The organism is Leifsonia sp. NPDC058230 (assembly GCF_042882245.1).
Classification (GTDB): domain Bacteria; phylum Actinomycetota; class Actinomycetes; order Actinomycetales; family Microbacteriaceae; genus Leifsonia.
In genome coordinates this window covers 103,517-117,964 of record NZ_JBHVWM010000004.1, presented here as the reverse complement: position 1 = coordinate 117,964, position 14,448 = coordinate 103,517, and the positions used below count along the sequence as shown (strand labels likewise).

At 67.9% G+C, this 14,448-nt stretch carries 14 protein-coding genes and 1 tRNA gene; 3 read left to right on the top strand and 12 right to left on the bottom strand.

The window, feature by feature from the left end; all coding sequences use genetic code 11:
• The 9 genes from ACFVV0_RS13565 to ACFVV0_RS13525 are packed head-to-tail and all read right to left on the bottom strand — an operon-like array spanning position 1 to position 8,598.
• Positions 1-2,427 (bottom strand): DEAD/DEAH box helicase, encoded by a 2,427-nt coding sequence (locus ACFVV0_RS13565; protein WP_387063876.1) that lies wholly within the window; start codon positions 2,425-2,427, stop codon positions 1-3.
• 9 nt (positions 2,428-2,436) lie between these two features.
• Positions 2,437-3,189 (bottom strand): twin-arginine translocase subunit TatC, encoded by a 753-nt coding sequence (tatC, locus tag ACFVV0_RS13560; protein WP_387065176.1) that lies wholly within the window; start codon positions 3,187-3,189, stop codon positions 2,437-2,439.
• Between the two features lie 42 nt (positions 3,190-3,231).
• A complete protein-coding gene (gene tatA, locus ACFVV0_RS13555; RefSeq protein WP_387063874.1) occupies positions 3,232-3,513 on the bottom strand; it encodes a Sec-independent protein translocase subunit TatA in 282 nt (93 codons plus the stop codon).
• 2 nt (positions 3,514-3,515) lie between these two features.
• Positions 3,516-3,866 carry a hypothetical protein gene (locus ACFVV0_RS13550; RefSeq protein ID WP_387063872.1) on the bottom strand — a complete coding sequence of 117 codons (351 nt, stop codon included), beginning with the start codon at positions 3,864-3,866 and terminating at the stop codon, positions 3,516-3,518.
• 10 nt (positions 3,867-3,876) lie between these two features.
• The gene (locus ACFVV0_RS13545; RefSeq protein ID WP_387063870.1) at positions 3,877-4,851 is read right to left on the bottom strand and encodes a helix-turn-helix transcriptional regulator; all 975 of its coding nucleotides are present in this window, start codon (positions 4,849-4,851) and stop codon (positions 3,877-3,879) included.
• A complete protein-coding gene (locus tag ACFVV0_RS13540; protein ID WP_387063867.1) occupies positions 4,844-5,905 on the bottom strand; it encodes a helix-turn-helix transcriptional regulator in 1,062 nt (353 codons plus the stop codon). The genes ACFVV0_RS13545 and ACFVV0_RS13540 overlap by 8 nt, the downstream gene beginning before the upstream one ends.
• Positions 5,906-5,922: 17 nt before the next feature.
• Positions 5,923-6,834: a peptidylprolyl isomerase gene (locus ACFVV0_RS13535; RefSeq protein ID WP_387063865.1), complete on the bottom strand. Its 912-nt coding sequence runs from the start codon at positions 6,832-6,834 to the stop codon at positions 5,923-5,925.
• A gap of 58 nt (positions 6,835-6,892) precedes the next feature.
• Entirely contained in the window at positions 6,893-7,915 is a 1,023-nt protein-coding gene (locus ACFVV0_RS13530; protein ID WP_387063862.1) for a tRNA (adenine-N1)-methyltransferase, read from the bottom strand.
• Positions 7,912-8,598 carry an HAD family hydrolase gene (locus ACFVV0_RS13525; RefSeq protein ID WP_387063859.1) on the bottom strand — a complete coding sequence of 229 codons (687 nt, stop codon included), beginning with the start codon at positions 8,596-8,598 and terminating at the stop codon, positions 7,912-7,914. The genes ACFVV0_RS13530 and ACFVV0_RS13525 overlap by 4 nt, the downstream gene beginning before the upstream one ends.
• Positions 8,599-8,686: 88 nt before the next feature.
• Here ACFVV0_RS13525 and ACFVV0_RS13520 point away from each other — a divergent pair, with 88 nt between their 5' ends.
• Positions 8,687-9,628 carry a proteasome assembly chaperone family protein gene (locus tag ACFVV0_RS13520; protein WP_387063856.1) on the top strand — a complete coding sequence of 314 codons (942 nt, stop codon included), beginning with the start codon at positions 8,687-8,689 and terminating at the stop codon, positions 9,626-9,628.
• A 3-nt stretch (positions 9,629-9,631) separates the two neighbouring features.
• Here the strand turns inward: ACFVV0_RS13520 and mshC are convergent, their stop codons facing one another.
• The 3 genes from mshC to ACFVV0_RS13505 are packed head-to-tail and all read right to left on the bottom strand — an operon-like array spanning position 9,632 to position 13,108.
• Complete coding sequence (gene mshC, locus ACFVV0_RS13515; protein ID WP_387063853.1) at positions 9,632-10,876, bottom strand: cysteine--1-D-myo-inosityl 2-amino-2-deoxy-alpha-D-glucopyranoside ligase; 1,245 nt, start codon at positions 10,874-10,876, stop codon at positions 9,632-9,634.
• A gap of 8 nt (positions 10,877-10,884) precedes the next feature.
• Positions 10,885-11,748 carry an undecaprenyl-diphosphate phosphatase gene (locus ACFVV0_RS13510; protein WP_387063850.1) on the bottom strand — a complete coding sequence of 288 codons (864 nt, stop codon included), beginning with the start codon at positions 11,746-11,748 and terminating at the stop codon, positions 10,885-10,887.
• 46 nt (positions 11,749-11,794) lie between these two features.
• Positions 11,795-13,108: a M20/M25/M40 family metallo-hydrolase gene (locus ACFVV0_RS13505; RefSeq protein ID WP_387063847.1), complete on the bottom strand. Its 1,314-nt coding sequence runs from the start codon at positions 13,106-13,108 to the stop codon at positions 11,795-11,797.
• Between the two features lie 143 nt (positions 13,109-13,251).
• On the opposite strand from ACFVV0_RS13505, the gene ACFVV0_RS13500 reads away from it, so the two are divergent.
• Both ACFVV0_RS13500 and ACFVV0_RS13495 read left to right on the top strand, forming a co-directional pair.
• Positions 13,252-13,339 (top strand) — tRNA-Leu (locus tag ACFVV0_RS13500).
• A 136-nt stretch (positions 13,340-13,475) separates the two neighbouring features.
• Positions 13,476-14,444: a helix-turn-helix transcriptional regulator gene (locus ACFVV0_RS13495; protein WP_387063844.1), complete on the top strand. Its 969-nt coding sequence runs from the start codon at positions 13,476-13,478 to the stop codon at positions 14,442-14,444.
• Positions 14,445-14,448 lie beyond the last annotated feature (4 nt).

Here is a 14,448-nt window from a genome sequence, read left to right as displayed (position 1 = left end):
CTAGGCAACGGATGAGTACGCGACGATGCCGCGCCGGATCGACTCCAGGGCCTGCCGTGCCGTGCGCCCGACCGGGCCCTGGGCCACGAGCGAGAGCTGGTCGAGCAGGTCGATGGTCTGCTTGGTCCAGCGCACGAAGTCGCCGGCCGCCATGTCGGCTTCGGAGAGCACGGTGTTCAGGCTCGTGCCCTTGGCCCACATGTGCATCGCGAGCGCCAGGGTGGTCGACGGCGGCTCTGTTCCGGGCAGGCGGTTCTCCCGCTCCAGGTCGTCCAGTCTGCTCCAGATCTCGATCGTCTTCTCCAACGCCGGCCGGAATGCCCCCTTGGGCAGGGTGCGCTCGTTCGCCAGTCCCTCGTCGCGGCGGGGCTCGAAGACGAGCGCGCACGCCATCGCCGCAACGCTCGGGGCGTCGAGCTGGTTCCAGATGTTGCGGCGCAGGCATTCCGCCACCAGCAGATCCCGCTCGCCGTAGATGCGTTTCAGAGTGCGACCGTGCACCGTCAACGCCGTCGTGTCCTCCTCGGTCGCCAGATAGCCCAGTTCGAGCAAGACATCGGAGACGCGGTCGAAGACCTTGGCGACGGCACCCGTGCGCGAACGGATCTGCGCGCTGAGCGCATCCGTCTCCCGCTTCAGCTTCCACCAGCGTTCCGCCCAGCGGGCGTGCTGCTCCCGGTCGGGGCACCGGTGGCAGGGATGCTCCTTCATGCGCTTGCGCAGGGCCGTCAGCTGCCGCTGGCGCTTGTCGCGATCGGCGCGCGAGGCGTTCTCCATCCGAGCGCCCTTGCGTTCCAGGTCGCTGAGCTCCCGACGGATGCCCGAGTACTCCTTGAAGTCGCCCAGGTGGCAGGTCATCGCCTTCTCGTAGCCGGCGAGCGACTCCTCCTGCTGCCGCACCTTGCGCGCCAGATCGACCACCGCACGGTCCGCCTGGAACTGGGCGAACGACGACTCGAGGATCTCGCGAGTGCGTTCCCGCCCGAACTGGTCGATCAGGTTCACCGCCATGTTGTACGTGGGCCGGAAGCTCGAGTTGAGCGGGTAGCTGCGGCGCGAAGCGAGGGATGCGACCGACTGCGGGTCGAGCCCGTCCTGCCACTGGATCACCGAGTGTCCCTCGACGTCGATGCCACGGCGTCCGGCACGGCCGGTGAGCTGGGTGTACTCCCCCGGCGTGATCGGCACACGGGCCTCGCCGTTGAACTTCTCCAGCTTCTCGAGCACGACGGTGCGGGCAGGCATGTTGATTCCGAGTGCGAGAGTCTCCGTGGCGAAGACGACCTTCACGAGCTTGCGGCGGAAGAGCTCTTCGACGACCTCCTTGAAGGCCGGCAGCAACCCGGCGTGGTGTGCCGCGACGCCGCGTTCGAGGCCTTCCAGCCACTCCCAGTAGCCGAGGACGGCGAGATCCTCGTCGAGCAGGGTGCGGCAGCGGTCCTCCACGATCTCCCGGATCTCGTCACGCTCGTGAGCCTGCGTGAGGCGCACGCCGGAGCGCAGGGTCTGCCGAACGGCCTGATCGCATCCGTTGCGACTGAAGATGAAGAAGATGGCCGGGAGGAGATTGCGGTCGTCGAGCATCTTGACGACCTCGGCGCGATCCAGGCGGAACGACTCGGTGCGACCTCCGCGCGAGTGGTAGCGGCCCACATCCTTCATCTGGCGCGAATTGAGGGTGCGGCCGCCGTAACGTGCCATCTGCACCAGCTCGGGGTTCACCCTGTTCGTTGCAGCCAGACCGGACGAATCGAAGAGGTCGATGAGCTTCGAGCGCATCAGGATGTGCTGCTCCAGGGGGACCGGCCGCTCCTCCGACACGATGACATCCGTCTCGCCGCGCACCGCCTGCAGCCAGTCGCCGAACTCCTCAGCGTTCGAGACCGTCGCGCTGAGCGACACCATCCGCACCGACTGCGGCAGGTGGATGATGACCTCTTCCCAGACCGCGCCTCTGAACCGGTCGGCGAGGTAGTGCACCTCGTCCATGACCACGTAGGCCAGATCGGTGAGCAGGTCCGAGTCCGCGTACAGCATGTTGCGCAGCACCTCGGTCGTCATGACGACGATACGGGCGTGCGAGTTGACGTTCGTGTCACCGGTGAGGAGCCCGACGGACTCCGCGCCCCACTCCTCGACGAGCTCCTGGTACTTCTGGTTGCTGAGGGCCTTCATCGGTGCGGTGTAGAACACCTTCGCGTTCGCCTCGCGCATGGCGAGAAAGACGGCGAACTCCGCGACGATGGTCTTGCCCGCGCCGGTCGGAGCCGCGACGAGCACGCTGCGCCCGTTCTCGAGGCTCGCGCACGCTTCCACCTGGAAGGGGTCGAGCTCGAAGCGCAGTCCGCTCCGGAAGGCTTCGAGCAACGGCTGCCGGGTTCGGGAGCGTGAGGCCGCGTAGCGCTCGGCCGGGGACGGATCGGTCACCCCACCAGCCTATGTCGCCAGCTCGGCCTCGATGCGCATCGCGGCCTTCGCCGCGCGGCGGTCATGCAGCCACGCCACACCGAAAGCGGCCAGGTAGAGCAGCACCATCGGAATGGCCAGCAGGAACATCGAGATGACGTCGGCCGCAGGGGTGGCGATCGCGGTGAAGAGCGCGATGAGGAGGAATGCCCAGCGCCACGACTTGATGATCGACTTCGCACTCAGCACGCCGACGAAGTTCAACAGCACGAGGAACACCGGAAGCACGAACGCCACACCGACGGCGACGACCAGCTTGAGGACGAAGTCGAAGTAGGTCTTCGCGGAGATGATCGCCGAGTCCTCCCCCGGCGCGAAGCTGGTGAGCAGCGTCACGATGTGCGGCACGAGCAGCCAGCCGGCGTATGCACCCGCGAGGAACAGCGGGATCGCCGTGAAGAAGAAGCCGAACCCGTACTTGAGCTCCTTGCGGCTCAGCGCGGGCACGAAGAATGCCCAGATCTGGTAAAGCCAGATGGGACTCGAGATGATGATGCCGATGGTGATCGCGACCTGCATCTTCAGGTCGAAGGCGCCCGTGACACTGTCGTAGTTGAGTTGCGCGATGCGACCCTGCTGCTCCGCGATGTCGGTGATCGGACCGCGCAGGGCGTCGAGCAGGTACCCGGAGAGGAACCAGCCGGCGATCGCACCGGCCAGGAGGCCGAGGGCGGAGCGGAAGAGGCGCTTGCGAAGCTCGACGAAATGCTCGCCGAGCGTCATCCGTCCTTCGCGGTTCCTGCCTCGCTGACGGGAGGCCACGGCCTAAGACTTCGGCGACGACTCAGACGACGGGGTCTGCGTTGCGGAAGGAGTCGGGGCTGCCGAGGGGGTCTGCGCATCGGTGGAGGAGACGGTCGTGTCGCCCTTCGACTCACCGTCGGCCGGCTTCTCGCCGTCTTTCTTCATCTCGCTGACCTCGCCCTTGAAGATGCGCATCGACTGACCGATGCTCTTCGCCAGTCCGGGAAGCTTCGGCGCACCGAAAAGGAGCAGGATCACCGCGAGGATGATGAGCAAGTGCCATCCGTTGAGGTTTCCGAGCATGGTCAATTCCTTTGATTCAGGTGCGAGAACTGTGACGGGTCTGCGCTGATGAGAAGCTTACCGCGTCTGACCCGGGCATCCCTGCGAGCTTGCCTCGCGTTGGCCCGGTCCGCTTTGGCCTGTTCCCGCTCGTCACGCAGCTCGGAGACGTCGGCGAACACGGCGGCGTGGAACGGCGGCTCACGCAGCGCCTCGGCGCGCTGCGACAGGATCTCCGCCTTCTGGGCCAGATCGCTCACCTCGGCTGCCGCTGCCATGAGCTTGCGGAAGAGCCAGACGGCGAAGAGCGCGAGCATCCCGAGCGTGCCCAGTACGAGCACTCCCCAGATCACCAGCCACGACCACCACGGCATGAACGGAAGCCTAGCTGTACCGCTCGGCGCCGGCGCGCGCCCAGTCGGCGACGACCCGGCGCGCCTCCGGCGGATCGAGCACCGTGAGCACATCCGACAGCCCGGCGACGAGCCGTTTGAGTCCGTGATAGTGGGCGACGCGCACGCTCGTGCGCACATAACCGTCGACTTCCCGTCGGGGCGCGCCCTCTGGGATGTAGTCGACGATGAGCGGCACGGCCGACGCCGAGACCTCGATCTGCACGAGCAGGTCGTCCGGCGTGCCCTGGAACAGGGTCTCGGGAAGTGTGAGATCGCCCGGCTTGTACGAGATCGGCTCGTCGGTCGCGCTCAGGTCGTCGATGCGGTCGAGCCGGAAGGTACGGACCGCCTTGCGCAGATGGCACCACCCGCGCAGGTACCAGTCCTGGTCGATCGACTCGATCCGAAGCGGATCCACTCGCCGCCGCTCCCGCTCTCCGCGGGAGCTGAGGTAGTCGAACTCGAGCTGGGTGCCCGCTGCGACGGCGTCGCGGATGATCGCGAGCGTCTCGTCCGTCTCCGAACCGGCGACCGCGACCTCGCTCGGCGCGCCGGAGGCTCCACGGGCGAGCTTGGCCATCAGGGAGCCGATCACATCGCGGTCCGCGTTCTCGGGGAGCGCCGAAAGATACTGCAGACCGGCGATGAGCGCGGCCGCCTCACGAGCCGAGAACCGGGGCGAGTCGTCAATGGCCACCTGGTGGGTGAGGACGATCTGGTCGTTCTCCTCGAAGTCGTCCCAGGCGATGTCGAACAGGTCTCCGGGCTGGTACTGATTCGTCTCGCCTGGCACGCCGGATACCGCGATCAGCCTGACCGCATCGCGCAGCTGAGCCTTCTCGACGCCGAAATGGCTCGCGGCCTCGGCGACGCTCACCCGGTCGCGGTCCATCAGGTAGGGCACGAGCGCGAGCAGGAAGGCGAGCTTGTCCTGGGCCTGCATCGGCTTGCGGCGCTCAGCCATGGGAACCGCCCCTCGCCTCGGTGCTGCCTTCGCCTGCACTGTCGTCGTGGGCCCGGAAGGTCGCGATCAAGCGGTCCCGAACGGCGGTGCGCAGCGAATCCGGCGAGATGACCAGAACCTCGGGACCGAAACTGGCGAGCTGGTCCGCCAGGATGTTGAAGTCCGAGTAGTTCACGGTGAGCCGGAAGGACTCCCCGTCGCGTGCGGCAGGAATCGCGTCGCCGTAGCGCTTGCCGAGCCGGGCTGCCGCATCCGTTCCCGCCGAGACCTCGATCTCGGCGACGTTGTTCGCCCAGATCCGCTCGAGCTCATCGAGTGCTCTGGCTGCGAAGTCGCTGCCCTCGGGCACGAAGGTGCGACCCGTGACCTTGACCGGTCCGACCATGCGCGAGAGCAGAAAGGTGCGCGACCCATTCGCATCCTGGTCGATGCCCTGCAGATGCCAGCGCCCTTGGTGCTGCACCAGTGCGAGGGGTGCGACCGTGCGGGTTCGGGATGCGGTCTCCCCTGGCTTGAGGTAGGGGAACTGAACGATGGTGTGACGCTCCAGTGCCACGTTCAACGGCTCGAAGGCGCTCTCTCGGGCGCGCAGCCGCGGAGCGTAGCCGACGATCGGCTCGTCCGCCTCAACGCCGAGCGAACGGAGCTTCATCAGCGCTCGCCGGGACTCGGCCGAGAGTGAACCCTCCCGCCAGACGGTGGCCGCGAGGCCGAGCAGGGTGATCTCCTCCGGGGAGAACACGACATCGGCCGGAAGGTCGTATGCCCCTTTCGGAATGCGATAGCGCAGCAGCTGATTGTTGCCGGCATCGCCGGGCGCGTCCACTGTCTCGAGTGGTACCCCGAGCTCGCGGATATCGTCTTTGTCGCGCTCGAACTGGCGCTCGAGACTGCTGTTGTCGCCGCGGGACGTGTACCGCTGGCGGTAGCCCTGCACGGTCGAGAGGATCTCGTTCTTGGTCAGGCCCGTCTCCGTTGCGAGCAGCGCCAGCACCAGGCTGAAGAGACGCTCCTCGACGGGCACGCGAGAAGGCGGAGACGAGGACGGGGACACCCGTCCAGTCTAATCGGCTAGCGCACCCCGAGGATGTCGACGACCCACGCCGAAGCGGGGACGCTGCCGTCCTTCGAGGCCGGAGTCAGGACGACCACCTGAGACCCGACCTTGTGCCCGACGAGCTCCTTGGTCATGTCCTGCGGGAGTGCGCCCTGCTGCGAGGAGCTCTGGCCGTCTGCGATCTGCACCAGGTCGGGAGCGCCGCTCTGCCAGCTGCTGACCACGACGTTCTTGTTCTCCCAGCCGACGGCGGTGTACTGCACGATGACCGTGCTGTCGTCTTTGACCGTCGCGCCGGAGCCGGCCTTGAGCGTCTCGGATCTCGGGGCGGTCGGAGCGGATCCCGATGGAATCGTGATGCCCGGCTGACCGGTCGGTGCGAGCACGACCGTCGGGAACCCGGGAACCGAAGGCTGCGGCGCTCCGTCGGCGCGCGAGAGCGAAGCGTTCAGCACGTCGACCACGGCGATCGCGGTGCCCGTCGCACTGCTCTGGCCCGAATCCTTGGGCGCGACGGCGATCGCCACGCGGGACCCGATGTTGACGCACTCGAGCCCGTTGTTCAGACCGGGGATGAGCGTGCCGAGCGGCACGAGCGACTCCTGGCCCTTGGCGTACGAGCTCTCCTGGATCGACGCACCCGTGCTCGCGTCGAAGATCGAGTATTCGATCTCCAGCATCTGCCCGTTGTGGACCTCGGGACCGGTGCCCTGGATCAGGGTGCTGCGCTGCGATGTCTTCGTGTCCACCGGGGTCGGGAACGACACCTTCGGCTTCTCGCCGAGCTTTCCGCTGGCGCTCACCAGATCGGACGCCTTGCCGGGCTGGAGCGCCTTGTCGCAGTTCGCGTTCGGGTCGGACGAACATCCCGTGAGCGTGATGGCCAGCAGCCCAGCGGCTACGACGAGTGCGGTTGCTCTGCGCACGAGTCCTCTTTCGGTGCAATCGATGGAGAAGGAGGGACGCGCCCTCCGGCCTCCCATGCTAGTTGATGGCGGGCGGCTGATCCGACGCGTCGTCGTGGCCGCGTGCCTTGGACAGCTCGGCGCTCGCTGCGGCGGCGCGGACGCGCTTGCGCAGGCTCTTCGGGCTGGACTGTCTCTCGCCGAGCGCCCCGGGCGTCCACGCTTCGACGTCGTCGTCGCTGTAGTCGCTCTTCGAGGGACGGCGCTTCAGTTCCGGCAGGACAGTGTCGGGGGCGAGTCGCCGCGCCGTGATGAGGAAGCCGGTGTGGGCGATCATCCGGTGATCCGGTCGAACCGCCAGCCCCTCGACGTGCCAGCCGCGCACCATCGTCTCGCTGGACTGAGGATGCGTGTAGTCGCCCGAACCACGGATCGCTTCGGCGACTCGGGAGAGCTGGGTGACGGTAGCGACGTAGCAGAGCAGGACCCCGCCGGGCTTGAGAGCCGCCGTGACGGCATCGAGGCACTCCCACGGAGCGAGCATGTCGAGCACGACGCGATCGACGCTCTGCTCCTCGACCGCGGCGGGGAGCTCCTCCTGCAGGTCTCCGACGGTCACCGTCCAGTTCTCGGGGTCGTGGCCGAGGAAGGTCGCTGCGTTCGACCGCGCCACCTCAGCGAATTCCTCGCGGCGTTCGAACGAGCGGAGGGTGCCAGCCGGTCCGATCGCGCGGAGCAGCCAGAGCGAGAGCGCGCCCGATCCGACGCCGGCCTCCACGACCGTGGCGCCGGGGAAGATGTCGGCCAGCGCCAGGATCTGCGCGGCGTCCTTGGGGTAGATGATCGCGGCGCCGCGAGGCATCGACATCACGAAGTCATTGAGCAGCGGCCTCAGCGCGAGGTGCTCGACCCCGACGTTGTTCGCGACGACCGAGCCGTCGGGCAGGCCGATGATGGCGTCGTGCTCCAAGATGCCCCGGTGCGTGTGGAAGACCTTGCCCGGCTCCAGCGTGATGGTGTTGAGCTTGCCCTTGGGTCCGGTGAGCTGAACCCTGTCTCCGGCGACGAAGGGTCCGCTGTTCCGCGGGTGGACATCCGTCATCGCACGGCCGCCCTCGACTGTGCGAGCGCGATGACGTCGTCGACCGTCTTGCCCTCGAGCGAGTTCCAGAGAGTGTGGTCCTCGCTCTGCGGCAGCGGCACGATGTGCGGAACCCCGATCGTGGTCGCACCCGAAGCGACCGCGGAGGCCAGCCCGACCAGCGAATCCTCGATGGCGACGGCGTTGCGCGGCTCGACCCCCAGGAGACGGGCGGCGCGAAGGTACGGCTCGGGATGCGGTTTCGCCTCGGCGACCTCGTCGCCGCTGACGATCGTGTCGAACGCGTCGAAGGGGATGTGCGACACGATCTGCTCCGCCATCCGGCGGACCGACATGGTTACCAGGGCCGTCGGGATGCCCTTCTCCTTGATCGCCGCGAGGAGCTCGCGCGCCCCCGGACGCCACGGAACGCCCTGGGCGTCGAGCTTCTCCTGAACGCGCGTGGTCAGCCACTGCACGATCTCGTCCGCCGGCAGGTCGACCCCGCGGGACCGCAGGATCTCCGCCGAGTTCCACAGGCCGAGCCCGACGAGCATCAGTCCGTCGTCGTGGCTCCACTGGCCCCCGAACGACTGCACCAGCTCGACCTCCGACTCCATCCAATACGGTTCGGTGTCGACGAGGGTGCCGTCCATGTCCCAGAAAACGGCGGCGGGAAGCGATGGAGGATTCAGTGAGGTCACGGGCCACAAGCCTACCGGGCGCACACGGGCCTATCCTGGATGGATGGCGTCCGACCGGAACGCCGGGAGAGGACACGGTACACGCACTGTGACGAAGGGCACGAACTTCCTGGGCGGTCGCATCCTGGTGGTGGCGTTCGAAGGCTGGAACGACGCAGGTGAGGCCGCGAGCGGCGCCGTCAGGACCCTGCAGGATGTTCTGGACGTCGTTCCCGTCGCCGAGGTCGACCCCGAGCTGTACTTCGACTTCCAGTTCAATCGGCCCACCGTGACGGACGACGACGGAGTGCGCCGTCTGATCTGGCCCTCCGCTGTCATGTACGGCCCCGTGCATCCGGGCGACCCCGCCCATCCTCTCGCCGACGACGCGAACCTGCGCGTGAGCGGGGACAACGTCGGCAACATCTATCTGCTTCTCGGCACCGAGCCGTCGCGAAGCTGGAAGAGCTTCACCTCGGAGATCCTGGATGCGGCGCTCGCGGCAGACGTCGGAGGCATCGTCTTCCTCGGCGCCATGCTGGCGGACGTGCCGCACACGCGGCCGATCTCGATCTTCGCATCGAGCGAGAACGCGGCGGTGCGGTCGGAGCTGGCCATCGAGCGCTCGACCTACGAGGGCCCGGTCGGCATCCTGAGCGCGATCTCCGAAGGTGCCGAGGCCGTCGGCATCCCCACCGTCTCGATCTGGGCGTCCGTGCCGCACTACGTGCACAATGCGCCGAGCCCGAAGGCGATGCTGGCGCTCATCGACAAGCTCGAGGAGCTGGTCGACGTCACGATCCCCCGCGGAACACTGGTCGACGAAGCCGCAGCCTGGGAGGCCGGCATCGACGCGCTCGCCGCAGACGACGAAGAGATGGCTGCGTACATCCAGCAGCTCGAGCAGGCCCGCGACACGGTCGACTCCCCCGAAGCGAGCGGCGAGGCCATCGCGCAAGAGTTCGAGCGCTACCTGCGCCGCCGCGGCGACGGTCGGGACGGCCAGGCCGGCGGACGGCAGCCGGGACCGGACGAGCCCTGGCGGTCCTGAGCCTCAGATCCTGATGCCCAGGAGCGCCTCGCACGCGCTCGGCACGAGGTCCGAGACGGCCGACGGATGCGTGGCGACCCACGTGTCGACGACCCGGAGTGCTTCGGGGGTGTCCAGGTCATTGCGAAGCGCCGCGCGCATCCGGTCGACGACAGCGCGCTCTTCACGGGCCGGTTCCGCGCCCAGCGACGCGGTCCGCTCCCCCGCGAGCACGGCGCTCCACGCTTCGAGGCGAGTCGAGGCCTCGTCGATCGCGTCGTCGTACCACTCCCAATCGGCCCGGTAATGGTGCGAGAGGAGCGCGAGCCTGATGACCCGGGCCTCCACTCCCGCTTCGCGGAGGCGGGAGACCAGCACGAGATTGCCGAGCGACTTACTCATCTTCTCGCCGCGGTAGGCGACCATGCCCGCGTGGCTGTAGACCCGGGCGAGCGGATGCCCGCTGAGCGCCGCCGCGTGGCCGGCGCTCATCTCGTGGTGCGGGAACACCAGATCCGAACCGCCACCCTGAACCGTGAAGTCGCGGCCGAGGTGCATGAGCGCGATCACCGAGCACTCGATGTGCCAGCCGGGTCGGCCCTCTCCGGCTTCTGAGGGCCAGCTCGGCTCCCCCTCGCGGCGACCACGCCAGAGCAGGGGGTCCAGTGCGTCGCGCTTGCCGGGCCGTTCCGGGTCTCCCCCACGTTCGGCGAACAGCGCGAGCATCGTCGCCCGGTCGAGGCTGCTCTCCTCGCCGAGAACCCAGGGAGCGGCTTCCTGGGCGGCCGCGTTGTCGAAGTAGATGTCGTCGTCGACGCGATAGGCGAGCCCGCGGTCCACCAGGAGGCGCGTGGCACGGCCGATCTGGTCGATCACCTCGGTCACAGCCACGTAGTCGTCGGGCGGCAGGATGGACAGGCTCTCCATGTCGCGCCGGAACAACTCGATCTGCTCGTCGGCGAGCCGGCGCCAGTCGACTCCGGTCGCGGCGGCCCGCTCCAGCAGGGGGTCGTCGATGTCGGTGATGTTCTGGGCGTAGTGCACCCGGTAGCCCGCATCCAGCCACACCCGCTGCAACGTGTCGAATGCGAGATAGGTGGCGGCGTGGCCGAGGTGGGTCGCGTCGTACGGGGTGATTCCGCAGACGTACAGCCGGGCGACATCCTCCGGTCTCGCCTCGACGAGCTGACGTGTGGCCGTGTCGTAGAGCACAGGCGGACGACCGTCGCCGTCGAGCTGCGGCACGTCCGGCCGCTTCCACGCACGCATGCGCCGGCCTACGCCGCGAGCACGCCGGTGGAGAGCAGCACGATGAGCACCACGCCCAGGACGATGCGGTAGATCACGAACGGCAGGAAGCTGCGGCGGGAGATGTAGCTCATGAAGAACGCGATCACGACGAGGCCGACGAGGAACGCGACCAGGGTCGCGACGGCCGTCTCCGCCGGACCGAAGACCTCGACGGTGCACGTTCCGGCCGCCTCGAGCGCTTTCGTGCACGGCTCCTGGATGGCCTTGTAGAGCTGGAAGAATCCGCTGCCGAACACCGCGGGCAGGGCCAGCAGGAACGAGTAGCGAGCGGCCGCGCGACGCTGATAGCCCATGAACAGACCGGCGGTGATCGTGCCACCGGAGCGCGAGACGCCCGGGATCAGCGCCAGCGCCTGCGCGAATCCGAAGATGATGCCATGACCCCAGGTGAGCTCACGGAGCCGGCGCGTCTTGCTGCCGACGTAGTCGGCGACCCCGAGCAGGATGCCGAACACGATCAGCGTCACCGCGACGATCCAGAGCGAACGGAACGTCGTCTCGATCTTGTCCTGGAACAGCACGCCGAGCACCACGATCGGAATGCTGCCGATGATGACGAGCCAGCCCATCCGGGCATCGGGGTCGTTGCGCGGGACCCTCCCGAAGAGCGACTTGAACCACGCGCCGATGATGCGGACGATGTCCTTCCAGAAGTAGAGCAGCACCGCGGCCTCGGTGCCGAGCTGGATGATCGCGGTGAACTGGGCCCCCGGATCGGCGCCCGTACCGATCAGCTCGCCGACGATACGGATGTGCGCGCTCGAGGAGATCGGGAGGAACTCTGTCAGGCCCTGGACGAGGCCCAGGATGATGGCGTTGATGAAGTCCATACTTCGCTTTCGCTGGCGGGGGTGGCGTTCGGCGTTCGGGGGCTCGTCAGTAGGAGAGCAGGAGGTCGCGCAGCACGGTGCGACCAAACACTAGCGCCTCGAGCGGCACGCGCTCGTCGACCCCGTGGAACATCCCCGGAAAATCGAGGTCCGACGGGAGTCGCAGGGGTGCGAAGCCATAGCCGGTGATCCCGAGCTTGCTGAGCGCCTTGTTGTCGGTTCCCCCGGACAGCAGGTAAGGAAGCACGGGCGCTCCGGGGTCATGCTCGCCGAGCGTGCTGACGATCGCGTCGATCAGCGGCCCGCCGAACGGACCTTCCAGCCCGACGTCGCGGTGCATGACCTCGATCTCGATGTCATCGCCGACCAGCTCGCGCACGATGCCGAGCACACGGTCCTCGTCCCCCGGAAGTGTGCGGATGTCGATCAGCGCCTCGGCGGTGTCGGGGATCACGTTGTGCTTGTAGCCGGCGTTCAGAACGGTCGGGTTGGACGTCGCCCGGAGCGTGGCCAGGATGAACCCTGCGGCCGTGCCCGTGCGCAACACGATCTCGTCGGGGCCGACCTGCTCCTGGTCGACATCGAGGATGCGCGACACCTCCGCCAGCAGCTGACTGGTCGTGTCGGTGAGCTGGATCGGCCACTCGTGGCGCCCGACGGCGACCACCGCTTCTGCGAGCCGGGTGATCGCGTTGTCGCGGATCAGACGCGAACCGTGGGCGGCGCGGCCGCGTGCGATCAGCTTGATCCAGACCAGGGACTTCTCCCCCGTCTGCATCAGGTAGGCGCGCTGCCCGTCGAGGTCGATCGAGTATCCGCCGACCTCGCTGATCGCTTCCGTCGCCCCCGCGAACAACTCGGCGTGGTTGTCGACGAGATAGTGGGAGCCACGTCGGCCGCCATCCTCCTCGTCGGCGAAGAACGCGACGACGAGGTCGCGTTCGGGCTGCCTGCCCGCGCCAAGGATGTCGCCGACCGCGGTCAGGATCATCGCATCCATGTTTTTCATGTCGACGGCTCCGCGGCCCCAGAGCAGTCCGTCTTTGATCTCGCCGCCGAACGGGTCCACCGACCAGTTGCGCGGATCCGCAGGGACCACGTCGAGGTGTCCGTGCACGACGAGCGCCGGCTTCGAGCTGTCACGACCGGGCACGCGAGCGACGACGCTGGTGCGCCCGGGGTCGGAGTCGAACATCCGCGGCTCGAGTCCCATGGCCGTCAGCCGGGCCTCGACGTACTCCGCAGCATCCGTCTCGCCGTTCGACCGGCCCTCACCGTAGTTGGTGGTGTCGAAGCGGATCAGATCGCGCGCGATCACCGCCGTCTCGTCGAGTCCGCTGTCGTCTAGGGCATCCGTCATGCCTCCAACGGTACCGGCGCTCCGCGTGCGCGCCAACGCGACCCGGCGGGCCCCCGCCTGAGAGTCGCGTGTGTGAAAGCGGGATGCCGATTCGTGCTAATGTCTTTCTTCGGCGGCCGGTTCGATCGGTGGCCGAAACACCCGTCCGGGTGGCGGAAATGGCAGACGCGCTAGCTTGAGGTGCTAGTGCCCGTATAGGGCGTGGGGGTTCAAGTCCCCCCTCGGACACCACGACACAGAAGAGGGCCGGTTCTTTGGAACCGGCCCTCTTCTGCGTGTTCAGAAGCCCGCTTTCGCATTTTCGCAACTTTCTCATGAACCGGTAATCCGGACAGGTCTTGTCCGCTTCGGGCGCCAGACTGAGCGCATGGCAACCACCGGGTCGAGAACGCTGCAGCTCCTTTCCCTGCTTCAGACGCACCGCTACTGGCCCGGAGCCGAGTTGGCCGACCGGCTGGAGGTCTCCGTGCGCACACTGCGCCGGGACGTCGACCGGTTGCGCGAGCTCGGCTACCCCGTCGACGGCAGCAGGGGGGTCGATGGCGGCTACCAGCTCGCGGCGGGAGCGTCGTTGCCCCCACTCGTGGTCGACGACGAAGAGGCAGTCGCCCTCGCAGTGGGACTGCGCACGGCCGCCCAGAGCGGAATCGCCGGTCTCGAGGATGCGTCGGTCCGCGCGCTCGCCAAGGTCGAACAGGTCATGCCCCGCCGCCTCCGCGCGCGGGTCGCAGCGCTGCGATCGGCCACCGTCGCCGGCGCGTTGCGTCCGGGACCGACCGTGGATGCGGACGTGCTGACCGCGGTCGCTCAGGCCTGTCGAGACGAGGAGCGCCTCGACTTCGCATACGTCGACCGCAACGGCGAACGCACGGAGCGCCGCGTCGAACCTCACCGTCTGGTCTCGGTCGGCCGACGCTGGTACCTGGTCGCGTATGACCTCAGCCGGTTCGACTGGCGCAGTTTCCGTCTCGACCGGCTGTCGGAGCCGCGCCCCACCGGCGCGCGGTTCCGGCCCCGTCTCCTCCCCGTCGAGGATGCCGCCGAGTTCGTCCGCTCCTCTCTCGATGGCTCCGCCCCCTCGTCGATCGACGTCGAAGCGGTCGTGAGCGCTCCCCTGGCGCACGTGCAGGCGACCATCGGCCGCTGGGTGACCACCGAGGCGGTCGACGCGGACAGGACGCGCATCCGGGTGACCGTCGACAGCTTCGACTGGGTGCTCTTCGGGCTCGGAGCCGTGGACGCGCCCATCGAGTCGGTGTCGCCGCCCGAGCTCGCGGAGCGGATGCGCGTCTGGGGCGAGCGCTTCAGCCGCGGGGCGGCGAACAGCATCCTTTAGACTC